Origin of the sequence: Cellulosimicrobium sp. RS, assembly GCF_046159675.1 — a bacterium.
GTDB classification, from domain to species: domain Bacteria; phylum Actinomycetota; class Actinomycetes; order Actinomycetales; family Cellulomonadaceae; genus Cellulosimicrobium; species Cellulosimicrobium funkei.
In genome coordinates this window covers 46814-69778 of the sequence record NZ_JBJXVU010000011.1, presented here as the reverse complement: position 1 = coordinate 69778, position 22965 = coordinate 46814, and the positions used below count along the sequence as shown (strand labels likewise).

At 74.7% G+C, this 22965-nt stretch carries 22 protein-coding genes and 1 riboswitch; of the genes, 13 read left to right on the top strand and 9 right to left on the bottom strand.

Translation table 11 applies throughout. The features are described 5' to 3' along the window. Positions 1-41: 41 nt before the first annotated feature. Positions 42-785, bottom strand: coding sequence for an SDR family oxidoreductase (locus ACI769_RS16450; RefSeq protein ID WP_409141987.1), 744 nt, complete (start codon positions 783-785; stop codon positions 42-44). 167 nt (positions 786-952) lie between these two features. Here ACI769_RS16450 and ACI769_RS16445 point away from each other — a divergent pair, with 167 nt between their 5' ends. The 3 genes from ACI769_RS16445 to ACI769_RS16435 are packed head-to-tail and all read left to right on the top strand — an operon-like array spanning position 953 to position 2899. Continuing rightward, positions 953-1471, top strand: a complete 519-nt coding sequence (locus tag ACI769_RS16445; protein ID WP_083385178.1) for an OsmC family protein — start codon at positions 953-955, stop codon at positions 1469-1471. 22 nt (positions 1472-1493) lie between these two features. After that, complete coding sequence (locus ACI769_RS16440; RefSeq protein WP_241005809.1) at positions 1494-2411, top strand: hypothetical protein; 918 nt, start codon at positions 1494-1496, stop codon at positions 2409-2411. Between the two features lie 11 nt (positions 2412-2422). Beyond that, entirely contained in the window at positions 2423-2899 is a 477-nt protein-coding gene (locus ACI769_RS16435; RefSeq protein ID WP_051028110.1) for an SRPBCC family protein, read from the top strand. Positions 2900-3007: 108 nt separating this feature from the next. Here ACI769_RS16435 and ACI769_RS16430 read toward each other — a convergent pair whose 3' ends face one another. Beyond that, complete coding sequence (locus ACI769_RS16430; protein ID WP_249356028.1) at positions 3008-3943, bottom strand: PadR family transcriptional regulator; 936 nt, start codon at positions 3941-3943, stop codon at positions 3008-3010. Positions 3944-4251: 308 nt separating this feature from the next. Between ACI769_RS16430 and ddaH the strand changes: the two genes are divergently transcribed. From ddaH to ACI769_RS16405, 5 genes are all read left to right on the top strand, one after another. Continuing rightward, positions 4252-5181 carry a dimethylargininase gene (gene ddaH / locus ACI769_RS16425; RefSeq protein ID WP_034651230.1) on the top strand — a complete coding sequence of 310 codons (930 nt, stop codon included), beginning with the start codon at positions 4252-4254 and terminating at the stop codon, positions 5179-5181. After that, the gene (gene rocD / locus ACI769_RS16420) at positions 5178-6482 is read left to right on the top strand and encodes an ornithine--oxo-acid transaminase (protein ID WP_409141986.1); all 1305 of its coding nucleotides are present in this window, start codon (positions 5178-5180) and stop codon (positions 6480-6482) included. Before ddaH ends, rocD begins: the two co-directional genes overlap by 4 nt. 10 nt (positions 6483-6492) lie before the next feature. Then, positions 6493-7776 (top strand): aminotransferase class I/II-fold pyridoxal phosphate-dependent enzyme, encoded by a 1284-nt coding sequence (locus ACI769_RS16415; RefSeq protein ID WP_409141985.1) that lies wholly within the window; start codon positions 6493-6495, stop codon positions 7774-7776. A 253-nt stretch (positions 7777-8029) separates the two neighbouring features. Beyond that, the gene (locus tag ACI769_RS16410; protein WP_034651234.1) at positions 8030-9031 is read left to right on the top strand and encodes a daunorubicin resistance protein DrrA family ABC transporter ATP-binding protein; all 1002 of its coding nucleotides are present in this window, start codon (positions 8030-8032) and stop codon (positions 9029-9031) included. Further along, positions 9031-9882 (top strand): ABC transporter permease, encoded by an 852-nt coding sequence (locus tag ACI769_RS16405; RefSeq protein ID WP_051028222.1) that lies wholly within the window; start codon positions 9031-9033, stop codon positions 9880-9882. The genes ACI769_RS16410 and ACI769_RS16405 overlap by 1 nt, the downstream gene beginning before the upstream one ends. Before the next feature lie 48 nt (positions 9883-9930). On the opposite strand, the gene ACI769_RS16400 is transcribed toward ACI769_RS16405, so the two are convergent. From ACI769_RS16400 to ACI769_RS16390, 3 genes are all read right to left on the bottom strand, one after another. Further along, positions 9931-10878 carry a universal stress protein gene (locus ACI769_RS16400; RefSeq protein ID WP_076406209.1) on the bottom strand — a complete coding sequence of 316 codons (948 nt, stop codon included), beginning with the start codon at positions 10876-10878 and terminating at the stop codon, positions 9931-9933. Between the two features lie 186 nt (positions 10879-11064). After that, a complete protein-coding gene (locus tag ACI769_RS16395; protein ID WP_370670915.1) occupies positions 11065-11877 on the bottom strand; it encodes a C40 family peptidase in 813 nt (270 codons plus the stop codon). 7 nt (positions 11878-11884) lie between these two features. Continuing rightward, a riboswitch (cyclic di-AMP (ydaO/yuaA leader) is annotated at positions 11885-12074 on the bottom strand. 137 nt (positions 12075-12211) lie between these two features. Beyond that, on the bottom strand, positions 12212-12922 hold the full coding sequence (locus ACI769_RS16390) for a metal-dependent transcriptional regulator (RefSeq protein ID WP_021482469.1): 711 nt from the start codon (positions 12920-12922) through the stop codon (positions 12212-12214). Positions 12923-13168: 246 nt separating this feature from the next. Between ACI769_RS16390 and serC the strand changes: the two genes are divergently transcribed. Then, positions 13169-14311 (top strand): phosphoserine transaminase, encoded by a 1143-nt coding sequence (serC, locus tag ACI769_RS16385; protein WP_389303422.1) that lies wholly within the window; start codon positions 13169-13171, stop codon positions 14309-14311. Between the two features lie 93 nt (positions 14312-14404). Here serC and ACI769_RS16380 read toward each other — a convergent pair whose 3' ends face one another. Both ACI769_RS16380 and ACI769_RS16375 read right to left on the bottom strand, forming a co-directional pair. After that, on the bottom strand, positions 14405-15751 hold the full coding sequence (locus ACI769_RS16380; RefSeq protein WP_034651240.1) for an MFS transporter: 1347 nt from the start codon (positions 15749-15751) through the stop codon (positions 14405-14407). Next, positions 15748-16206: a MarR family winged helix-turn-helix transcriptional regulator gene (locus ACI769_RS16375; protein ID WP_021483075.1), complete on the bottom strand. Its 459-nt coding sequence runs from the start codon at positions 16204-16206 to the stop codon at positions 15748-15750. The genes ACI769_RS16380 and ACI769_RS16375 overlap by 4 nt, the downstream gene beginning before the upstream one ends. A 107-nt stretch (positions 16207-16313) precedes the next feature. On the opposite strand from ACI769_RS16375, the gene ACI769_RS16370 reads away from it, so the two are divergent. Then, positions 16314-16778 (top strand): hypothetical protein, encoded by a 465-nt coding sequence (locus ACI769_RS16370; protein ID WP_244985604.1) that lies wholly within the window; start codon positions 16314-16316, stop codon positions 16776-16778. Positions 16779-16850: 72 nt separating this feature from the next. Here the strand turns inward: ACI769_RS16370 and ACI769_RS16365 are convergent, their stop codons facing one another. Both ACI769_RS16365 and ACI769_RS16360 read right to left on the bottom strand, forming a co-directional pair. Beyond that, complete coding sequence (locus ACI769_RS16365) at positions 16851-17594, bottom strand: DUF6270 domain-containing protein (protein WP_409141984.1); 744 nt, start codon at positions 17592-17594, stop codon at positions 16851-16853. 10 nt (positions 17595-17604) lie between these two features. Continuing rightward, positions 17605-18684 (bottom strand): LCP family protein, encoded by a 1080-nt coding sequence (locus tag ACI769_RS16360; protein WP_409141983.1) that lies wholly within the window; start codon positions 18682-18684, stop codon positions 17605-17607. A 336-nt stretch (positions 18685-19020) separates the two neighbouring features. Here ACI769_RS16360 and ACI769_RS16355 point away from each other — a divergent pair, with 336 nt between their 5' ends. Genes ACI769_RS16355 through ACI769_RS16345 form a run of 3 tightly spaced genes read left to right on the top strand, consistent with a single transcriptional unit; the run spans position 19021 to position 22957 of the window. Continuing rightward, positions 19021-20220, top strand: a complete 1200-nt coding sequence (locus tag ACI769_RS16355) for a glycosyltransferase family 4 protein (protein ID WP_368666456.1) — start codon at positions 19021-19023, stop codon at positions 20218-20220. Then, entirely contained in the window at positions 20217-21965 is a 1749-nt protein-coding gene (locus ACI769_RS16350) for a glycosyltransferase (RefSeq protein ID WP_409141982.1), read from the top strand. The genes ACI769_RS16355 and ACI769_RS16350 overlap by 4 nt, the downstream gene beginning before the upstream one ends. Further along, positions 21962-22957 (top strand): LCP family protein, encoded by a 996-nt coding sequence (locus ACI769_RS16345; protein ID WP_409141981.1) that lies wholly within the window; start codon positions 21962-21964, stop codon positions 22955-22957. Before ACI769_RS16350 ends, ACI769_RS16345 begins: the two co-directional genes overlap by 4 nt. The last annotated feature ends 8 nt before the right edge of the window (positions 22958-22965 follow it).

Here is a 22965-nt window from a genome sequence, read left to right as displayed (position 1 = left end):
CGACGCGGACCAGGCTCGCGCGGCCCTGCCGCACGACGACGTCACGCGACGCGCTCCGCGTGCTGCGCGAAGGTCGTGGCACCTCGCAGGGACTCCCCCCGGGGCACGAGCGCGTCCTCGACGAGCTGCGCCACGAAGTAGGTCGCCTCCGGGTCCGCGACCACCTCCCGGTCGTCGCCCTGCGCCGCGAGCGCCTCGCGGACGAACTCGTCGAAGCGGAACCGCTCCGGCCCCGCGAGCTCGACGACGTCCGCGAGCGGCACACCCGTCGCGACGTCGGCCACGGTGCGCGCGACGTCCGCCGAGGCGACGGGCTGGAACGCGACGGGCGGGATGTGCACCACGCCGTCGACGGTCGCGCCGTCCGCGATGGAGCGCGCGAACTCGAAGAACTGCGTCGCGCGCACGACCGACCACCCGTGCCCGGAAGCACGCACGAGCCGCTCCTGGGCGACCTTGGCCCGCAGGTAGCCCGCGTCGGTCCGGTCCGTGCCGACGATCGACAGGACGACGTGGTGCCCGATCCCGGCGCGGGCCTCCGCGTCGAGGAGCGTGCGGGTGGACGTCTCGAAGAACCGCAGGACGTCGTCGTCCGCGAACGACGGCGAGTTCGACACGTCGACGACCACGTCCGCACCCGCGAGCGCCTCGTCGACACCCGCGCCGGACAACGTGTCCACGCCGGTGCTGGGCGCGGCGACGACCACCTCGTGCCCGGCGTCGCGCACGTCCTGCACGACCTGGCTCCCGATCAGCCCGGTGCCTCCGACGACGACGACTCTCATGATGTCTCCTCTCTCCGGCGCGGCGGGTGCCGCGCACCACCCTCACGACCGGACGACCGTCCCCGGTGTGACAGGCACGCGCGCGCGGGAATCGCGCGCGCCCGCCGCACGTTCCCCGGAGGGCGGACGCCCCGACGCCGCGACCCGACGAGTGCGAGGATTCACGCATGACGACGCAGCCTGCCGAGAGCTCCCTGAACGCCGCCGACGAGGCCGCGCACGACGTCCCCGCGCCGTCGCCCGCCCCGGCCGACGCGCTGTGGGTCGAGCGCACAGGCACCCGCACGTACACGGGCCGGTCGGCGCGCGGCGCCGAGGTCTCGATCGGCCCGGCGAGCGAGGGTGCGGTGTTCACGCCCGGCGAGCTGCTGAAGATCGCCCTCGCCGCGTGCGCGGGCATGAGCACGGACCGCACGTTCGCCCGCCGCCTCGGCGACGACTACGCCGTGACGATCCACGTCCAGGGCGACAAGCTCCTCGAGGAGGAGCGGTACCCGAAGATCACGGGCACGTACGACATCGACCTCACGTCGCTCGACGACGACGCGCGCGACCGGCTCGTCACTGTCGCCGCGCGAGCGATCGACAAGGCGTGCACGGTAGGACGGACGGTCAAGGCCGGCGCCGAGGTCGAGTACCTGTTCCAGCCGGAGGGTGCCGGCCGCGAGGTCGAGACCCAGGACTGACCGCGGGATGACGGGAGGCGCCATGGCGTACCAGCAGGACCCCTCGAGAAGCCCCGTGCCGCGCGGCGGCGTGCCCGAGTACGGGACCCCGCCCCCGGACGCCGGGCGCAGGGACCTCTCGACGCAGGACGCGGTCGAGTGGTCCGCCTACCGGCCGACGCCGCTGCTCGACGCCGCGCTCGACAAGGCGGTGACGATCCCGTCGCACGTCATCCGGGCGCACGTCGACTCCGTGCGCCGTCGCAACCCCGAGGCGAGCCCCGCGCAGATCGTCCGGATCCTCGAGCGCGAGTACCTGCTCGTCATCCAGACGGCGGGCGGCGCCGTCGGCGCGGCAGCCGCCTTCCCCGCGGTCGGGACGGGCGTGGGGATCGCGCTGACGTCGAGCGACGTCGCGACGTTCTTCGCGTCCTCGGCGGCCTTCGCGCTCGCGGTGGCGGACGTGCACGGCATCGCGGTGGACGACGTGGGCCGCCGTCGGGCGCTCCTGCTCGCGACCGTGCTCGGCGAGAAGGGCGCGCGCGACGTCGAGCGCGCGACCCAGGGGTCGGGCCTCGCGTGGGGCAAGGTGCTCCTGACGAGCATGCCCGCCGGGACGCTCGTCAAGGTCAACAAGGCGCTCGGCAACCGGTTCCTGCGCACCCAGCTCGCGAAGCAGTCCGGCCTCGCGCTCGGTCGGCTCGTGCCGTTCGGCGTCGGCGCCGTCGTGGGCGTGGCGGGGGCGCGGGCGCTCGGGCACGGCGTGATCGCCCAGTCGCGGCGCGCGTTCGGGCCGCCGCCGTCGGTGTTCGGCCGGCTCCTCGAGGTCGTGGAGTCGCCCGTGCAGGACGCACCGCCGCGGCTCGTCCCCGTCCCCGAGGACGCGGAGCCGCGCCGCCGTCGTCGGCTGCTGCCGGGGCGGGGACGGCGCGACCGCTCCCCCGCCCGCGACGCCGAGTGACGACCCGGGGCGTGCGGCGCGTCGCCGTCGCGCGCGAGCTCGACGTCGACGCGTCCGTCGCGTTCGCGTGGGTCGCGGACCCGCGGACCCACCCGCGGTTCATCCCCCTCACCGTGATGACGACCCCGGCGGGCCGGGGCCCCGAGGTGGGCGACCGGTTCACCATGGTGAGCGGCCCGCTCGTCCGGCGCACGGGCCGCGGATTCCCGGACCGCATGGTCGTCGAGTCGCTCGACCGCCCGTCCGTGGCGGCGGGCCGCCCGGGCAGCACGCGGATCCGCAAGCTGGGCCCGGCGCTGCTCGGCGACGCGGGCTTCGAGGTCGTGCCGCTCGGCACGGGCCGCTGCCGGGTCGTGTGGTGGGAGGAGGCGTACCTCGCCGGTCCCGTCCCCCGCGGGATCACGGCGCCCCTCGTCGGGGTCGCGCTGCGCGTCATGATGCACGTCTCGCTGCGCCGCCTCGACGCGCGCCTGCGCGCCCGCCGGTAGCCGCGAGCGGCCTGGCTGCCGGGCCGCGCCCCGCGCACGCGACGGACCGGGGCCCCACGGGACCGACCAGCGTCGGTACCGCGCGACCCCGGGTCCGGGGTGGTGGGTTCAGGCCGTCGGCCCGTCCTCCACCGGGGCGTCCTCCACCGAGGTGTCCTCCGTCGGGCTGCCCGACGGCGCACGGTCGCCCGCGGCGGTCGTCGTGGCACCCGGCGCAGCGCCGGGCGAGGTGCCGGGCACGGCCGGGCCCGCGAGGATCAGGTAGAGCTCGCGACGCGTGCGCTCCAGGAGCTCCGCAGCGGCCGTCGTCTGCTCGTCGGTGCCGGTGCGGGCGACCTGGTGGACCGCCGCCGCCACGGCCTCGACGCCTGCGCGCAGCTCGCGCCGCGGGCGGCCGCCGCGACCGGCGGCGTCGGCGAACGGGTCGCCCAGCTCGTCGGCGTGCTCCGCGACGTACGCGGTGCCCGCCTCGGTGAGCGTCGCGAGGCGGCGCCCGCCGTCGGCCGAGAGCTCGACGAGCCCCTCGTCCTGGAGCAGGTTCAGGGCCGGGTAGACCGCGCCGGGGCTCGGGCGCCACTGGCCCTCGCTGCGCTCCGCGATCTCCTGGATGACCTGGTACCCGTGCATGGGCTGCTCGGCGAGGAGCAGCAGGACGGCGGCGCGGACGTCGCCGCGGCCGGCGCGCCCGGGGCCGCGACCGCGGCCCCCGTGCCGGCGACCGCCGTGACCGGGGCCGAAGCCGGGCCCGCCCGGGCCGAACCCGGGGCCTCCCGGGCCGAACCCGCGACGGTCGTCGGCCGGACCGCCGGGGCCGAAGCCCCGGCCGCCGTCGGCCGGTCCGCCGAACCCGCGTCCGCCACCGCGGCGGGCTCCGCCGCGGCCACGGGGGCCGTCGCCGCGGAACCAGCCCGCGTCGTCGGGCACGGGCGGGAAGCCGTCGCGACGACGGCGGTCCGGGCGCGGCCCGGGTCGCTCGCCGAACGGCTGGGACATGTTCTGGACGTTCTCCGGGGTCCTGCCCCGGTGCTGGTGTGCGTGGTGCATGAGAGGTGTCTCCTGTACGTGGATGTTCGAGGGCTCCGGGTGATCCGCGGAGCGTGGCGGGCCGGTCCGGCCGCGCGGTCGTCGCGAGCCGCGTCTCGGGCTCAGCGATACGGTAACGATATATCGATAGAATATCGCTGTCAACACCCCCGCCGCTCGCGTGCCGTCCCAGGACGCGCCCACCTCCCGGACGTACGCTGACTTCCAGCAGCCAACCGGCAGCCACCAGCAGCACCGGACGCATCCCCCGTCCGGCACCCACCCGGGCCGCACCACCCCGGCGGCCCGGCTCCCGCGAGGAGGCGGCGATGCGCCCAGGCCAGCCCCGGCACTACCTGATGTGCCGGCCGACGTACTTCACCGTCAGCTACGAGATCAACCCCTGGATGGACCGGCGCACACCGGTCGACACCGCGCTCGCGGTCGCGCAGTGGGAACGCCTGCGCGACACCTTTCGCGACCTCGGCCACACCGTCGAGACGATCGACCCCGTCCCCGGCCTGCCGGACATGGTCTACGCGGCCAACGGCGCGACCGTCGTCGACGGCCTCGTCTACTCCGCGCGCTTCACCCACCCCGAGCGCGGGCCCGAGGGCGCCGCCTACCTCAAGTGGTTCGCCGACCACGGGTACGTCACGCACCTCGCGGAGCACGTCAACGAGGGCGAGGGCGACCTGCTGCTGGCCGGCGACGTCGTGCTCGCCGGCACCGGCTTCCGCACCGAGCGCGCCGCGCACGCCGAGGCCGCGGCCCTGTGGGGCCGGGAGGTCGTGACGCTCGAGCTCGTGGACCCGCGGTTCTACCACCTGGACACGGCGCTCACCGTGCTGCGCGGCAACGAGGGCACCGCCGGCACCCCGGGGGCCGACGACGGCGCGCACCTCGACGACGCCGCCCACCCCGCGCTCACCGGCCCGCCGGCCGTCGACGTCGTCTACCTGCCCGCCGCGTTCTCCCCCGCCGCGCAGGAGGTGCTGCGCGAGCGCTACCCCGACGCGCTCCTCGCGACCGAGGAGGACGCCGCCGTGCTCGGCCTCAACGCCGTGAGCGACGGGACGCACGTCGTGCACTCGCCGCGTGCGGGCCGGCTCGCCGCGGCGCTGCGCGAGCGCGGCTACGAGACGGTCGCGGTGGACACGTCGGAGCTCCTGCGCGGCGGCGGCGGGGCGAAGTGCTGCACGCTCGAGATCCGCGAGCCCGCCGTCCACGCCGCGGCGCCGGCCGGGAGCGCGTCGTGACCGCCCAGGAGGTCCGCGCGTCGGACGGCGGCACGGGCGCAAGCAGCCCCAGCGACCCGCTCGACAGCGGCCGGTCGGCCGACGGCAGCGGCGGCGGCGCGCTCGCGAACAACTACCACCCGCTGCCCGTGACGGTCGCGAGCGCCGAGGGGTCGTGGGTCACCGACGTGACCGGTCGCCGCTACCTCGACCTCCTCGCGGGGTACTCGGCGCTCAACTTCGGGCACCGGCACCCCGCGCTCGTCGACGCCGCCACGCGCCAGCTCGGTCGCGTCACGCTCACGTCGCGCGCGTTCGACCACGACCTCCTGCACCCGTTCGCCGAGGCGCTCGCCGCGCTCGTCGGGCCGCTCACCACGGGCGGGGCCGACTCCCTCGTGCTCCCGATGAACACGGGCGCGGAGGCCGTCGAGACCGCGATCAAGACGGCGCGCAAGTGGGGCTACGACGTCAAGGGCGTGCCCCCGGGCGAGGCGACGGTCGTCGTCGGCTCCGGCAACTTCCACGGCCGCACGACGACGATCGTGTCGTTCTCCGACGACCCCGACGCCCGGCGCGGGTTCGACCCGTACACGCCGGGGTTCCGCCTCGTGCCGTACGGCGACGCCGACGCGGTCGCCGCCGCGATCGACGACACGACCGTCGCGGTACTCCTGGAGCCGGTGCAGGGCGAGTCGGGCGTCGTCGTGCCGCCCGACGACTACTGGCCGCGCCTGCGCGCGATCACGACCGCGCGGGACGTGCTCCTCGTGGCCGACGAGATCCAGTCCGGCCTCGGGCGCGCCGGGACGACGCTCGCGACCGAGACGTGGGGCGTGCGGCCCGACCTCGTGACCCTCGGCAAGGCGCTCGGCGGCGGGATCGTGCCGGTCTCGGCCGTCGTCGGGCGGCGCGACGTGCTCGAGGTGCTCACGCCCGGGACGCACGGCAGCACGTTCGGCGGCAACCCGCTCGCGTGCGCGGTCGGGCTCGCGGTCGTCGAGCTGCTGCGCACGGGCGAGCCGCAGCGACGCGCGCGCGAGCTCGGCGCCGCGTTCCAGGACCGGCTCACCGGGCTCGTCGACGCGGGCCTGCTCGACGGCGTCCGCGGCCTCGGCCTGTGGGCGGGCCTCGACCTCGACCCGGCGCGCGGGACGGGCCGCGACCTCTGCGAGGCGCTGCTCGCGCGCGGCGTCCTCGCCAAGGACACGCACGGCTCGACCATCCGCCTCGCTCCCCCGCTCACCATCGCGGCCGAGGACCTCGAGACCGGGCTGTCCGCCCTGGAGGACGCCCTGACGGACCTGGCGCGGGGTCGGTAGAGTCCGGAGGGTGACCACGCCCGAGCCCACCGCACCCGGTACCACCACCCTCGCGTCGTCCCTCGACGACCTGCGTCGCGCGTACGCCGACCTGCAGGCGCTGGGGCTGAAGCTCGACCTCACGCGGGGCAAGCCCTCGGCCGAGCAGCTCGACCTCTCCGAGGCCCTGCTCGCGCTCCCGGGCGAGGGCGTGCACACGGACGCCGACGGCACGGACGTGCGCAACTACGGCGGCCTCGAGGGGCTGCCCCAGCTCCGGCGCATCTTCGCCGAGCTGCTCGGCGTGCCCGTCGAGCAGCTCCTCGCGGGCGGCAACGCGAGCCTCACGCTCATGTACGACACGCTCGTGTACGCGACGCTCTTCGGCGTCCCCGGGTCCGAGCGCCCGTGGGGCCGCGAGGAGAAGGTCCGCTGGATCTGCCCCGTGCCCGGCTACGACCGCCACTTCTCCGTGTGCGAGGCGCTCGGCATCGAGATGGTCACCGTCCCCATGACGGCGGACGGCCCCGACGCCGCGGCCGTCGCCGCGCTCGTCGCCGACGACCCGACGATCAAGGGCATGTGGGTCGTTCCGACGTACGCGAACCCCGACGGCTCGGTCGTCACGGAGGAGGTCGCGCGGGCACTCGTGTCCGTGCCCGCCGCCGCCCCCGACTTCCGCATCCTCTGGGACAACGCGTACGCCCTGCACCACCTCACCGACGACGAGGTCCGCAGCGCCGACGCGATCGCGCTCGCCGCCGAGGCCGGCCACCCGGACCGCGTGATCCTCTACGCCTCGACGTCGAAGATCACGTTCGCCGGCGCGGGCGTCGCGTTCCTCGCGTCGTCCCCCGCGAACGTCGCCTGGTACAAGAAGCACCTGTCCGCCCAGTCCATCGGCCCGGACAAGGTCAACCAGCTCCGGCACGCGCTGTTCTTCGGCGACGCCGACGGCGTACGCGCCCACATGCGCAAGCACCGCGACATCATCGCCCCCAAGTTCGACGCCGTGACGAGCATCCTCGCCGACCGCCTCGGCGGCACGGGCGTGGCGTCGTGGACCGAGCCGAAGGGCGGCTACTTCGTCAGCCTCGAGGTCGTGCCGGGCACCGCGTCGCGCGTCGTCGAGCTCGCGAAGGCCGCCGGCATCGCGCTCACGCCCGCGGGCGCCCCGTTCCCGTACGGCAAGGACCCGGAGGACAAGGTCCTCCGCCTCGCCCCGACCCTCCCCCCGATCGAGGAGGTCCGCGTCGCGATGGACGGCGTCGCGACGTGCGTCCTCCTCGCGGCCGCGGAGCACGCCGCGGAGTAGAGGGCCCCGGACCCGCGAGGTAGAGCCTCCGGTCGCGACGTAGAGCCCCCCGGGTTCTCCCTCGCGGCCGGGGGCTCTACCTCGTTCCGGCGCGTCTCTTCGCTCCTGGCGCATCGCGCTGGTCAGCCTCCCCTCGTCCGGCGCACGATGGAGGAGGTGCACGACCGATGAGTTCTGCCGGCCCGGGCGGTCGGTGGGTGCGTGGGTGGCCCGGACGCTCCGGGCGGCCCGTCGGCAACGGCCAGGAGGGGACATGACCGAACCTGCACGCGGCGACCTCGCCGTCGAGGCGCGCGGCCTCGTCAAGCACTTCACGACCGGGAAGTCGGTGACCAAGGCGGTCGACGGCATCGACCTCCTCATCCCCGAGGGCACCGTGTTCGGCGTCCTCGGGCCGAACGGCGCGGGCAAGACGACCGCCGTCCGCATGCTCGCGACGCTCCTGCGCCCCGACGCGGGCACGGCGCGCGTCCTCGGTCACGACGTCGTGCACGACGCCGACAAGGTGCGTTCCGTCGTCGGGCTCACCGGGCAGTACGCGTCGGTGGACGAGGACCTCACGGGCACGGAGAACCTCGTCATGCTCGCGCGGCTGTACGGGTTCCTGGGTGGCACGGCACGCGGTCGCTCGGCCGAGCTGCTCGACGCGTTCGGGCTCGGGGACGCGGGCGACCGCCAGGTGAAGACGTACTCGGGCGGTATGCGGCGGCGCATCGACCTCGCGGCGAGCCTCGTCATGAGCCCGCGCGTCATCTTCCTCGACGAGCCGACCACCGGACTCGACCCGCGCAGCCGCAACCAGGTGTGGGACATCGTGCGCGTGCTCGTCGCCGACGGCGCGACCGTGCTGCTCACGACCCAGTACCTGGAGGAGGCGGACCAGCTCGCCGACCGCATCGCCGTGATCGACCACGGCAAGGTCATCGCGGAGGGCACCGCGACCGAGCTCAAGCGGTCGGTGGGCGAGGGCGCGGTCCACCTGCGCCTCGCCGACGCGACGCAGCGGGGCCGGGCCGCGGAGGTCGTGGGCGCGCTGCTCGGCACGGACATCACGCTCGCGAACGACCCGTACGCCTTCACCGCGCGCGTGCCCGACGACGGCGCGGCGGACGTCGCGCGGATCCTGCCCGCCCTCGGCGACGAGGGGATCGTGGTGCCCGAGTTCACGCTGGGGCAGCCGAGCCTCGACGAGGTCTTCCTCGCCCTCACCGGTCAGCCCATGGACGACGACGAGACGATCGAGGAGGTGGCCTGATGGCCGCGGACCCCACGACCACCGCCGCGGAGCTGCGCGCCCCGGAGGCGAACGCGCTGCGCGCGGCGGTCGCGCTCGACCGGCGACCGGACCGGCCGTCGCCCGTCTCGGCGACCCTGACGTACACGTGGCGCGCGCTGCTCAAGATCAAGCACGTGCCCGAGCAGCTGTTCGACGTCACGGTCTCGCCGATCATCTTCACGCTGATGTTCACGTACCTGTTCGGCGGCGCGCTCGCCGGCGACGTGCAGAGCTACCTGCAGTTCCTGCTGCCCGGCATCCTCGTGCAGGCGGTGCTCTTCACGACGATCTACACGGGCTACACGATGAACACGGACATCAGCAAGGGCGTGTTCGACCGGTTCCGGTCGCTGCCCGTGTGGCGGCCCGCGCCGATCGTCGGCGCGCTGCTCGGCGACACCGTGCGCTACACGATCGCCTCGGTCGTGACCCTCGCGCTCGGCCTCGTGCTGGGCTTCCGCCCGCCGGGCGGCGTCGTCGGCGTGGTCCTGGGGATCGTGCTGCTGCTCGTGTTCGCGTTCGCGCTCAGCTGGGTGTTCACGGCCCTCGGGCTCGTGCTGCGCTCCCCCAACGCCGTCATGGGCACGTCGATGCTCGTGCTCATGCCGCTCACGTTCGCGTCGAACATCTTCGTCGACCCGTCGACGATGCCCGTCGTGCTGCAGCGTTTCGTCGACGTCAACCCGGTCACGCACCTCGTCACCGCGGTGCGCGGGCTCATGGCGGGCGAGCCCGCGACGGAGGGGATCGTGTGGGTCCTCGTGGCGTCCGTCGTCCTCACCGCGATCCTCGCCCCGATCACCATGCGGCTGTACCGCAACCGGAGCTGACCGCGCGCCTGGGCACCTGGCGCCGTGGTGCCCAGGCGTGCCGGCGGCTCAGCCCTCCTGGGCCGCCGGCTCGTCGTCCTCGCACTTCTTGGTCACGACCATGACGGGGCACGCGGAGTGGTGCAGCACTGCCTGGCTCGTGGAGCCCAGCAGCAGGCCGCGGAACCCGCCCCGCCCGCGCGAGCCCACGACGATGAGGTCGGACGCCGTGGAGAACTCCGTGAGGAGCTCCGCACCCGTGCCGTCGAGCACGATGCGCTTGATCGTGAGCCCGGGGTGCTCCGCCTCGTGGCGGTCGATGATGACGTTCAGCCCCTCGGTGACGTCGGCCAGGACCTGCTCGTGGTCGATCGACGCGGGGAGCCACGCGAGGAGTCCCGCACCGGCGCCGACGGGGACGCCGGCGACCGCGACGAGCTCGGCGTCCCAGGCCCGGGCCTGACGGATCGCGTGCCGCAGCGCGATCTCGGCGGACGGCGACCCGTCCACCCCGACGACGATCCGGCGCAGGTCCCGCACCGGCGGCAGCTCCTGCGCGCCGCCCTCGTCGTCCTTCCCGCCCGCGCGATACGGCACGACGACCGTCGGGCAGTGCGCGTGCGCGGGCAGCGCGGAGGAGACGGTGCCGAGCAGCCGCTCGGTGAAGCCGCCGCGCCCCCGCGTGCCGACGACGACGAGCGCGTGCTCGCGCGACATCTCGACGAGGACCCCCGCGGCGTCGCCGGTCGTGACGGTCGCCGTCGTGCGGACGCCGGCGCCCTCGGCGCGGGCGCGAGCCTCTTCCAGGACGGCGCGCGCGCCCTCCTGGATGGCCGAGTCGTCGAGGGCCGCGTAGCCGCCGTCGAGCGACGCCGCCGTGAACGACGGCAACGAGTAGGTGCACACGATGTGGAGGGGCCACCCCACGCGCAGCGCGTACGCCGCGGCCCAGTCCAGGGCGTGGAGGCTCGGCGCCGAGCCGTCGACACCGACGAGGACGGATTCCGTGCGGGTCATGAGCGACTCTCCTCTCGACGGCCCGGTGCCATCGGACGACCAACCTAGCCGAGACCAGGCCCGGCCGTCGTCTGCCACGAGTCACGAACACGTCAAGAATGCCACGAACCCCGCCCGCTCGCGCAGAGTGCGAGCGGACGGGGTTCGTCCAGCCAGTGACCGCGGGGGTCCTGATCGGCTGAGCGATCAGGCCACGCGGATGAAGGTGGGGTTCGACTGCCAGATCTGGCGGAACTGGACCGACTTCCCGGGACGCGGGGCGTCGATCATCATGTTGTCGCCCGCGTAGATGGCGATGTGGCCCGGCGTCCAGATGAGGTCGCCCGGCTGCGCCTGGTCGCGCGACACCTTGGTGCCGACCGAACCCTGGGCGCCCGACGTGCGCGGCAGGTTGATGCCGACCTGCGCGTAGACGTAGCTGGTGAAGCCCGAGCAGTCGAAGCCGTCGGGCGTGGTGCCGCCGTAGACGTACGGGACGCCCACGTAGCGGGCCGCGATCGAGACGATCGACGAGCCGTGCGCCGACGCGGGGGCGCCGACGGACGCCTCCTGCTGGGCCGAGGCCTGCGACTCGTCGGACGACGACGACTGCGTGGACTGGCGCTCCTGCGTGCGGCTCGTCTGCGTGGTGCGGACGGGCTCGGGCTCCGGCTCCGGCTCCGGCTCGGGGGCCGGGGTCACGGTGACCGGGGCCTCCTCGATGGTGAACGCCGCGTCGGCCGCGACGGTCACGGCCGGGGCGGCCTCGAGGGCCTGGCGGGCCTGCGCGGTGAGGGCGCTGAGGTCGACGGCGTTGAGCTTGCCGGACTCGTTGTCGACCGGGGCGGCCGTCGCGGGGGCGGCGGCGCCGATCATCGAGACGATGAGGCCGGAGGACGCGGCGACGACGGCGGTACGACGACCGACGCTCGACATCTGGTCCGATGCGGCCTGGGCGATGGTGCTGAGTGGCGTCACGGGACGCCGCGCCGCGCGGTGGCGGGCGCGAGTCGTGCTCACGGTCACTGTTGCCTCTCCTGGACGCCTGCGAGGTCAGCTGTCGGGTTCGGGTGGAAGAGTCACCCGGCCTGGCGGACCGGAGTCCGTCGGGCTTCACCCCAAGGGCGCTGTCTCCAGCACCCGGAAGTGGGTCCCCCGTCCCTGTCATCGGGTCGTCGTGGGCCTCTCGCGGTGACAGGGTTAGGCGTTCCGCGCGAGGTCTCCGCCAGATGGGTATCCCGACGGAGCAGGACGACCGTACAGGACCCCTCGGCAAAAGTCACGTTCCCATCACGACGGAACGCGGCCCCGCGCATCGCCGCAGGTCACGGCGTTTCCCCCGGTGAACGGGCGGCTATCCGCGGGCGACGAAGAGGTGGCGCGCGACGTCGTCGGGCAGGTCGAGGACGACCGGCGCACCCTCTCCCTGCACGGTGACCCCGCCGGCCGGTGCCGGTCGCACGACGAGCGTGCGGCGCGGCAGCACCCCGGCCTGGGCGAACCGCGCGAGGAGCTCGACGTCGACCTGGACCGGCTCGGCGATCCGCTGGAGCACGACGCGCACCTCGCCGCCGCCGAGGCCGTGCTGGGCGAGGTGGACGGGGAGCGACACGACGCCGTCGAGGAAGTCGACCTCCTCGAGCTGCTCCCCGAGCTCCGGCAGGCCCGGGATGGGGTTGCCGTACGGGTCGAAGTGCGGGTGGTCGAGCAGCCCGAGGAGCCGCTCCTCGACGAGCTCGCTCATCACGTGCTCCCAGCGGCACGCCTCGGTGTGCACGTACTCCCAGTCGAGCTTGATGACGTCCGTGAGGAGCCGCTCGGCGAGCCGGTGCTTGCGCATGACGCGCGTCGCCTTCTCGTGGCCCGCGGGCGTGAGCTCGAGGTGGCGGTCCCCCGTGACGACGACGAGCCCGTCGCGCTCCATGCGCGCGACCGTCTGCGACACCGTGGGCCCCGAGTGGCCGAGGCGCTCCGCGATGCGCGCGCGCAGCGGGACGATGCCCTCCTCCACGAGCTCGTAGATCGTCTTCAGATACATCTCGGTGGTATCGATCAGATCGGTCACGTCACGCTCCCAGTCGCTCGTCGGCTCGGGGCGCCCGGTCGTCGCTCCACGGGGCGCCTGCCCGCACCGGCGGGCCGCTGGGGGTCAGTCTATGGCGATCCCGTGACCCGACCGGGGTGCCGCCCGGGGCCACCCGTGGTGCTCGCGGCCCGCGCCTCCCCGCGGGCCCCCGGCGCGGGCCGTGCGGTGACGCACGGCCTGTGGACGAGGCTCCCGGGGCGCGCCGCGCGCGCGTAGGGTGACGCCGTGCCCGATCTCGCGAACACCTCGATCACGATCCCCTCGGACCTCCTGCCGGCCGACGGCCGCTTCGGGTCCGGGCCGTCCAAGGTCCGCGCCGCGCAGGTCCGGGCGCTGTCCGACGCCGGCACCTCCCTGCTGGGGACGTCCCACCGGCAGGCGCCCGTCCGGTCGCTCGTGCGGCGCACGCGCGAGGGCCTCGCCACGCTGTTCGCGCTGCCCGACGGCTACGAGGTCGTGCTGGGCAACGGCGGCTCCACGACGTTCTGGGACGTCGCGACGGCGTGCCTCGTCCGCTCGAAGGCGCAGCACGCGGCGTTCGGCGAGTTCGGCGCGAAGTTCGCCGCCGCGACGACCGCCGCACCCTTCCTGGAGCCGTCCCAGGTGATCTCGGCCCCTGCGGGGACCGTCGCGCTCCCGGAGCCCGCCGACGACGTCGACGTGCACGCGTGGCCGCACAACGAGACCTCGACCGGCGCGATGGCGCCCGTGCGCCGCGTCCCCGGCTCGCGCGAGCGCGGCGCGCTCACGCTCGTGGACGCCACGTCCGGCGCGGGCGCGATCCCCGTGGACGTCGCGGAGACCGACGTCTACTACTTCGCGCCGCAGAAGGTCTTCGGGTCGGACGGCGGCCTGTGGCTCGCGCTGTGCTCGCCCGACGCGCTCGCGCGCGCGGAGGAGGTCGAGAGCAGCGGCACGCGCTGGGTCCCGGAGTCGCTGTCGCTGCGCACGGCCGCGGCGAACTCCCGCCAGGACCAGACGCTCAACACGCCCGCGATCGCGACGCTCGTCATGCTCGCCGAGCAGGTGGAGTGGCTCCTGGGCAACGGGGGCCTGGAGTGGGCCGCCGCCCGGTCCGCCGAGTCGGCCGCGCACCTCTACGGGTGGGCGGACTCGCGCGAGTGGGCGACGCCCTTCGTCGCGAACCCGGCGGAGCGGTCGACGGTCGTCGGCACGATCGACCTGGACGACGCGATCGACGCGACGGCCGTCGTCGCAGCGCTGCGCGAGAACGGCGTGCTCGACGTCTTCCCGTACCGCAAGCTCGGCCGCAACCAGCTGCGTGTCGCCATGTTCCCGGCGATCGAGCCCGACGACGTCCGCGCCCTCACCGCGTGCGTGGACCACGTCGTCGACCACCTCGGCTGACGAGCGTGACCGAGGTCCGCGCCCAGCACGAGGCCGGTGCCGCCCACGAGACCGGGGCGGCACCGGCCTCGTGGCTCGGCGGGAGGGGCGGCGTCAGGCCGCCCGGGCGGCCTCCTGCGCGTCCTCGGCCTCGATCCGGCGCCGCGCCTCGGCGCGGGCGGAACGGTCGGTCGGGGTCCCGGCGTCGAGGTAGCGCACCACGAGGTGCGGGCGCTGCAGGACGCGGTACCGGACCTCGAGGTGCCAGTTGCGCACGGCCCAGACGGCGGCGCCCACCGCGACGAGCGCGGCGGTGATCGACCCGACGCCGATCGCCCAGCGCGGGCCCCACGCCTCGGCGATCCAGCCGACGAGAGGGGAGCCGACGGGCGTCGCACCGAGGAACACGATCATGTAGAGCGACATGACGCGCCCGCGCATGACGGGGTCCACGGACATCTGGATGGTCGAGTTGGCCGCGGTCATCATGGTGAGCGACGCGAGCCCCACGGGGATGCACGCGACGGCGAAGCTCGCGTACGTGGGCATGAGCGCCATGACCCCCGTGGCGACGGCGAACCCGAACGCGGACCCGATGACGAGCCGGACGCGCGGGCGTTCCCGGCGCGCGGCGAGCAGGGCCCCGGTGAGCGACCCGATCGCGAGGATGGACCCGAGGATCCCGTACTCCCCGGGCCCCATGCCGAACTCGACCTTCGCCATCATCGCGGACGTGAGCTGGAAGTTGAGCCCGAACGTCGACACGACGCCGACGACGACCATGATGACGATGATGTCCGTCCGTCCGCGCACGTACCGGACGCCCTCGCGGATCTGACCCTTCTCGCGCGGCGCGCTCGGCAGCACGTGGAGCTCGCGCGTGCGCATGTACAGCAGCGCGAGGATGGTCGCCCCGAAGGTCACGCCGTTGATGATGAACAGCCAGCCGGAGCCGACGGCCGCGATGAGCAGCCCGGCGACGCCCGGCCCGACGAGGCGCGCCGCGTTGAACGACGCGCTGTTGAGCCCGACGGCGTTGGAGAGCTTGTCGGCGGGCACCATCTCGGCGACGAACGTCTGGCGCACGGGGTTGTCGAACGCCGAGACGACGCCGAGCAGGCCGGCGAACACGTAGACGTGCCACAGCTCGACGTTCCCGGACAGCACGAGCGCGCCGAGGCCGAGCGCGAGCAGTCCCATCGCGCCCTGGGTGGCCATGAGGAGCCGACGGCGCGGGAGCCGGTCGGCGAGCAGGCCCGCCCACGCGGACAGGGCGAGCACGGGCGCGAACTGCAGCGCGGTGACGACGCCGACGGCGACGCCGGAGTTGTCGGTGAGGTCGCTGAGGACGAGCCAGTCCTGCGCGACGCGCTGCATCCAGGTGCCGACGTTCGCGACGAGCGCGGCGCCGAACCAGACGCGGTAGTTGTAGTACTGGAGGGAGGAGAACGTGGTGCTCATCGGGCGGCGATCCGGGTCAACAGCTCACTGGCGCGGGCCAAGGTCTCTCTTTCGTCAGGGGTGAGGGAGGACAGCTGCTGCGTGAGCCACGCGTCCCGGCGGCGCCGCGTCTCCTTGACCTCGCGCACGCCGGCGTCCGTGAGGCGCACGACGACCTGACGGCGGTCGCTCGCGTGCTCCCCCTTCTCGACGAGACCCATCTCGACGAGGGCGTTGACGGCGCGGGTCATCGACGGCGGCCGGACGCGCTCGTGCTCCGCGAGCTCGCTGGGCGACATGGCGCCGTGCTTGTGCAGGACGGTGAGGACGCCGAACCGCCCCTCGGGGAGGTCCGCCTCGCCGCGCTGGGCACGCAGCCGCCGGGAGATCCGGGTGAGCGCGACCCGCAGGTCGCCGCCGAGCGTCGCGGGCCGGTACTGGTTCCGGGTAGGAGCAGTGAGGTCCGCAGCAGGCATGATAGTTACCCTAACTCATTACCTTGGGTAAGAAAAGGCCTGCGGGTGGAGACGCCCGTCACGACCAGGCGTCCGAGACGTCCCGCACGTCCGCTATGGTGTGCGCCGTGCACCAGGAACTGACCCTCGCCGAGACGCTCCACCTGCTCGGCCTCATGGGCCGCAAGCTCCCCTCGTTCGTCACGTCGGTGTCGGGACGCGGGGACGCGCTCGAGGTCGTCGCCGACCCGCGCCAGGTGAAGCGCCTGCCCGCACCGCTCCGGCTCGCGACGCGCCTCGCCCCCACGGTCCGCGCCACGCTGCGCGTGGTCGACGTGCAGGACGGCGTCGCGACGATCTCCGTCGACGCGAGCGCCGGCGGCCTGCCCGCGCACAAGCTCCTCGGTCTCGCGGCGAGCCGGATCGAGTCCGTCGTCGCGGCGAAGGGCCTCCCCGCCGGGTCCGTGCGGGTGCTCCCGGACGCGCGCGTCGCGCTCGACGTCCAGCGTCTCCTCCAGGCACGCACCCCGGGCGCGCGGGTGAGCGGCGTGGCGTTCAAGGACGGCGTCGTCGTCCTCGACGGCGTCGCCTGACCCTTCCCTCGAGAGCCCGGCTCCGCGGGGGCCGCGTCCCCTCGGCGGGCCCGCGGCCTGCCGGGACCTGCGTCAGACGGCGGCGCGCGTCGCCTCGTCGAGGAGGTCGAGGAAGGCGCGGTAGTAGTCCTCGACGTAGTGGACCGGCGACGGGCCCCACCGGTGGGACGGGTCGCCGACCACGAGCCGGTCCGGGACCCGGAGGAAGCGCGCCTCGGGCAGGTCCTTGCGCATGCGCGCGTAGAGATAGGTGAGCGTGCGGTTCGCCGACTCGACGCGCTGCTGGTCGAACGCCCCGCCCGCCGCGTCGCCCCGCGCCCAGTACGCCTCGTGCACGACGACGCGGCCCAGTCGGCCCTGCCGGCGTGCCGTGGCCACGAGCGCAGCCCAGCCGGCCTCCCACCGGACGAGAAACTCGGGCGACCCCGACCCGACCCGACGCGACCGCACGCCGTCGCCACCGGCCCGCAGGAACTCCATGGAGCGCGTCGCCACGCCGCCGTCCGACCCGACCACGAGGTCGTACTGCTCGTCGACGAGGTCCAGCACGACGACGTCCGCGTCCGTCGTCCCGAGCCGCGCCGCGAAGTCCTTCCCCAGGTCCCGTTCGACCATGCGGCGCTGGAACGGGGACTCGACGCGGGCGACGTCGACCCCGGAGAGCCCCTCGGACGCGAACGCGGACGCCAGCGAGCTGCGTGCGTAGTAGTCGGCGAGGCGGAACCGCGTCTCCTCCGGCAGCGCGAACGCGTCGCGGGTGACGCAGCTCCCGTGGACGAGGACGCTGCGCTGCGGGCTGCTGGAGCGGTCGGTCACCGGCGCCCGATCACTTGACCGTGGGCGGCAGGACCTCGAGCGCCTCGGCGTTCTGGACGAGGTAGTCCCCGACGGAGTCGTTCGCGATCGACGCCATGAGCGGGTCGAACCGGGCACGGTCGAGCACGACGATCGACTGCCCGTCGGCGCTGCGCCCGGTCCCGGAGTTGGGCGCCGTCATGAACGTGACGTCGTTCGTGCTCAGACCGCGGGCACTCATGTAGAGGTTCCGCATCTCGTCGATGGTCAGGCCGTCGTCGGTCGCCACCGACTCGCTCACCGCGGTGAAGAAGCGCGTCATCATCGCGACGTCGTTGCGGTTGTTGTTGATCTTGCCGAGCATCGCGCGCATCCAGTTCTGCTGGCGCTGCACGCGGCCGAAGTCGCCGTTCGCCAGGCCGTGGCGCTGACGCGTGTAGGTGAGGGCCTCCTCGCCCGTCATCTGGTGCACGCCCGCCTCGAAGAACACCTTCTTGCCGTCGCCGATGTCCTCCGGGATGCGGATCTGCACGCCGCCCAGCGCGTCGGTGAGGGTCGTGAAGGACTCGAAGTCGGTCACGGCGAAGTGGTCGATCCGCACTCCGGTGAGGTCCTCGACCGTCTGGATCATGAGGGAGGGGCCGCCGTACGAGAAGGCGGCGTTGATCTTCGCCTCCCCGTGCCCGGGGATCGGGACCCACGCGTCGCGCGGGATGGAGACGACCTGCGCCGTCTGCCGGTCGGCCGGAAGGTGCACGAGCATGATCGCGTCCGTGCGCTGCGCGCCCGCCTCCCACTGGGACGGGTCCCCGGCCGAGATGCGGCTGTCGGAGCCGAGCACCAGGAAGTTCACGGCCTCCGTCGCGACCTCGGGGTCGCTCGGCGCCGGGTCGGGGCGGTTCTCCAGGCCCTCGAACGGGTCGGCGAGCTTCTCGATGTTGCCGTCGAGCTGGCGCTGGAACCACCAGGCGCCCCCGACACCGGCCAGGACGAGCACGGCGAGGAGCGACACGAGCACGACGAGCGCCGTCCGGCCTCCACGACGACGGCGCGCGTGCCGCCGGTCGGCACGCGGCTCGGGCGAGGGGTCCGGGAACAGGGTGTCGGCCACGGCAGGCATCCTACGGCGCGCGACCTGCTTCGACGGCTGTTTCGAGCGCCTGCGCCGGCCTCTTCACCCTCGGTGCTCGGCCGTCTCACGACTTCACCACGTTCCAGAGCGGTACTCTCGTACCGCTCAGTTCCAGGAAGGCACCGGCGGAGGGCGCGCCCCGGAGAGCCGTCGATCGCAGGGGGCGACATGTCTACGAGTGCGGCACGGCACGCTCGCGCGCGCCGTCGACCGGCGCCCCGACCGCGGCGCCGGGACCGGCACGACCACCTCCTCCTGGTCACCCACCACTACGAGCCCGAGACGGGCGCGCCGCAGCGCCGCTGGGGTGCACTCGTGCCCCGCCTGGTCGGCGCGGGCTTCCGCGTGACCGTCCTCGCTCCGCCCCCGCACTACCCGGCCGGCGTGCTCGACCCCGAGCACGCGCACCTGCGCCCCGGGCTCGTCCAGCGCGGCCGCCACGGCGAGCGGATCCTGCGCGTGCGCTACCGCGAGCACTCGTCCTCGCTCGTCTCCCGCACGGCTGACCACGTGGTCGCGGCCGCCCACTCGGTCGTCCTCGGGTGGCGGCACCTGCGCGCTCGGGCGCACCGCCCGACCGTCGTCGTCGGCACCGTGCCCGGCATCCCCAGCATGTTCGCCGCGTGGGCCCTGGCCCGGCTCTTCCGCGCCCGCTTCGTCGTCGAGATGCGCGACGCGTGGCCCGACCTCATCCGCCCGGCCGGCGTCGTCGCCGACGGCTCCGGCCGTCGGGCGCGGTCCGCGGTGGTCGCGCTCGCGCACCGCGCGATCGTCCGGCTGCAGACCCGCAGCGACCTCGTCGTGACGACGACGGAGACGTTCGCCGGGGTCGTCGAGAGCCGGGGCGCCCCGAACGTCGGGGTCGTGCGCAACGGCACCGCGTTCACCGACCGCCTCGCCGACAAGGTGGACGACGAGGTCGACGCCCTGCCCGACGACGACGCCCACCCCCTGGGCCCGGACCGGCCGCTGCGCGCCGTCTACGTGGGGACGATCGGCCGGTCGCAGGGTCTCGAGGTCGTCGTGGAGGCCGCCGCCGCGCTCGCCGCGCGGGGCGTGCCGCTCGAGGTGCACCTCGCCGGCACGGGGGCCGACGTCCCTCACCTCAAGGCCCTGGCCACGACGCTCGGCGCACCGGTGACGTTCCTCGGTCGTGTGCCGCACACGGACGTCCCCGCGCTGTACGCGTGGGCCGACACCGTGCTCGTGTCGCTGCGCGACTGGGAGCCCTTCCAGTGGACGGTGCCCTCGAAGCTCTACGAGACGATGGCGACGCGTCGGCACGTCACGGCGTGCCTCGCGGGCGAGGCCGCGGAGCTCGTGCTCTCGCTCGAGGCGGGCGACGTCGTCCCGCCCGGGGACGTCGAGGCGCTGGCCGCGCTCTGGGCCGGCTTCGTGGCCGCGGGCTCGGTCCCGGAGATCGGTCCCGCCGCCCAGGAGTGGGTCGCGCTCAACGCGGACGACGACGCGCTCGCCGCCCGCTACGTCGAGCTGCTCGACGGGCTGCGTCGATGAGGGCGGCGGCACCGCGCGACGCCGTCCGCGCCCTCGTCCTCGCGCTGTCCTTCGGGGCGCGCGCCGTCGTCGACGACCCGGTGTGGCTCGGGATCCAGGCCGCACGGCGCGCGCCCGCCCCGGTCCGGCGCGGCGTCGTCCGCCTGCTCCTCGTGGCGCGCGACCCGTCCGCGCGCCGTGCGCTCGGCCTCTTCCTCGACGGCTCCCCCGACGACGCGGCCCGCACCGTCGCCGCGGTGCTCCGCGCGCCCGGGTCGCGGCTCGCGCGCCGCGTGGCCGCCGAGGTCGCCGTCGCGGTCGGCCACCCCGAGCTGCTCGACGGCGTCCCCCACCCCGGCCCCGCCCGGCTGCGCGCGCTCTGGCAGGCGGGCGACGTGGACGCGCTCGATCGCGCCAGCGCGTCAGGCCGCGGCGAGCGTCGCACCCTCCGCGCCCTCCGCGCCCAGGTCGACGCGCTCCGGCCCGACCCCCCGACCAGCGGGACCTCGCCGCACCCGGCGCGGGGCGACGTCGGGCAGCCGCGGGTGCTCCACCACCTGACGAACTCGCTCCCCCACACCCAGAGCGGGTACACGCTGCGCAGCCACGCGATCCTCCGCGCGCAGCACGAGGACGTGCTGACCGTGTCCGCGACGACGCGCGGCGCCTACCCGGTGACGATCGGCGTGCTCGGCGCGCGCTCGGCGGACGTCGTCGACGGCGTGCGCTACGAACGGCTGCTCCCCTGGGTGCTGCGCGGCGACCCGGCGCTGCGCGCCGAGGTCGAGGTCGACCTGCTGGTGCGCGCGGCGCGGAGGTTCGCGCCCGACGTCGTGCACGCCACCACCCCCCACACGACCGGCGCGGCGGCGCGCGCGGCCGCCCGACGCCTCGGCGTGCCGTGGGTGTACGAGGTGCGCGGCCTGCCCGAGGAGACCTGGGCGGCGTCGCACCGCACGCCCGACGCGCGGCGCGCCGCCGAGGCGTCGGACCGCTACGCGCTGATCCGGGCCAAGGAGACCGAGCTCGCGCTCGCCGCCGACCACGTGGTGACCCTCAGCGAGACGATGCGGACCGAGCTCGTGGGGCGCGGCGTGCCGGGCTCCCGCGTCACGGTGGTCCCCAACGCGGTGCCGACGACGCTCCTGGGCACGACGCACCCGTCGCCCGACGCCGCCCACGAGCGCCTCGGGATCACGGCGCGCGGGCCCGTGATCGGCACGGTGAGCAGCGTCGTCGACTACGAGGGTCTCGACACGGTCCTGCGCACGGTCGCCGCGCTCCGGGCGGACGGCGTCGACGCGACCGCGCTCGTGGTGGGCGACGGCGTCGCCCGCCCCGGCCTCCTCCGCCTCGCCGACGAGCTGGGGCTCGGCGAGCACGCGATCCTGCCGGGGCGGGTGCCGCGCGCCCTCGCCACGACCTACCTCGCGGCGCTCGACGTCGTCCTCGTCCCGCGCCGGGACGACCGCGTGACGCGCCTCGTCACCCCGCTCAAGCCGGTCGAGGCGATGGCCGTGGGCCGGCCGGTGGTCGCGAGCGACCTGCCCGCGCTGCGCGAGGCCGTCGGTGCCGCGGGACGCCTCGTGCCCGCGGGCGACGTCGCCGCGTGGACCACCGCCGTGGCGGACGTCCTGGGCGACGACGACGCACGTCGTGGCATGCTGGCGCGCGGTCGCGAGCTCGCGGCCACCAGGACGTGGGCCGCGAACACGGCCCGGTACCGCGAGGTGTACGCACGAGCGCTGGCAGGAGGAACGCGATGAGCACCGCCCTCCTGCGTCGTCCCCTCGGTGCCCTCGTCGCGACCGCCCTGCTCGCCGGCTGCACGACGGCGGCGCCGGAGCCCGCGCCGTCGGCGACGAGCGCGTCCCCCGCGCCGACGCGCTCCGCGGCTCCCAGCCCGACCCCCACGCCGACAGGACCGGCGGACCCGCTGCCCGAGGGGCCGGTGAACGCGCTCCTCGTCGGCACGGACTCGCGAGACCCGGCCGACCTCACGGGCAACGCCGACACGATCCTGCTCGTCCACGTGCCCGCGGACCGGGAGAACCTGTACCTCGTGTCCTTCACGCGCGACATGTGGGTCGACATCCCGGGGCTCGGCGAGGGGAAGATCAACGCGGCGTTCTCGCGCGGCGGGACGGACACGCTCGTCCAGACGGTGTCCGGCCTGCTCGGCCGTGCGGAGATCGACTACGTCGTCCAGTCGAACTTCGCGGGGTTCATCGCCCTCACGCGCGCGCTCGACGGGTTCGAGGTGGACAACCAGCACGCGAGCACGGTGACCGTGCAGAGCACGGGACGCGTCGTCGACTTCCCCGAGGGGCGCATCACGCTCTCCGGCACGGACGGCCTCATCTACGTGCGCGAGCGCAAGCGGCTTCCCCTCGGCGACCTCGACCGCACCGAACGGCAGCGCGCCGCCGTCGTCGGGATGCTCGACAGGATCGCGGAGCGCGCCGACGATCCGGCGGTGCTCGCCGAGCTGATGCCGATGCTCGTGCGCAACGTGAAGATCACGGGCGACCTCGACGTGGACGACGCGCTCGCGCTCGTCCCGCTCGCCGCCGAGCTCGAGCGCGAGGACGTCGTCGGGCTCATGGTGCCGATCACCGGGTTCGGCGAGAGGGGCGGCGCGTCGGTCAACCTCGTGGACGCGGAGCAGACCGCCGCGCTCGGTGACGCGGTGCGCACGGACACGCTCGACGCCTACGTCGCGACGTACGGCACGGCGTACGCGCCGACGGGATCCTAGGATGCCGC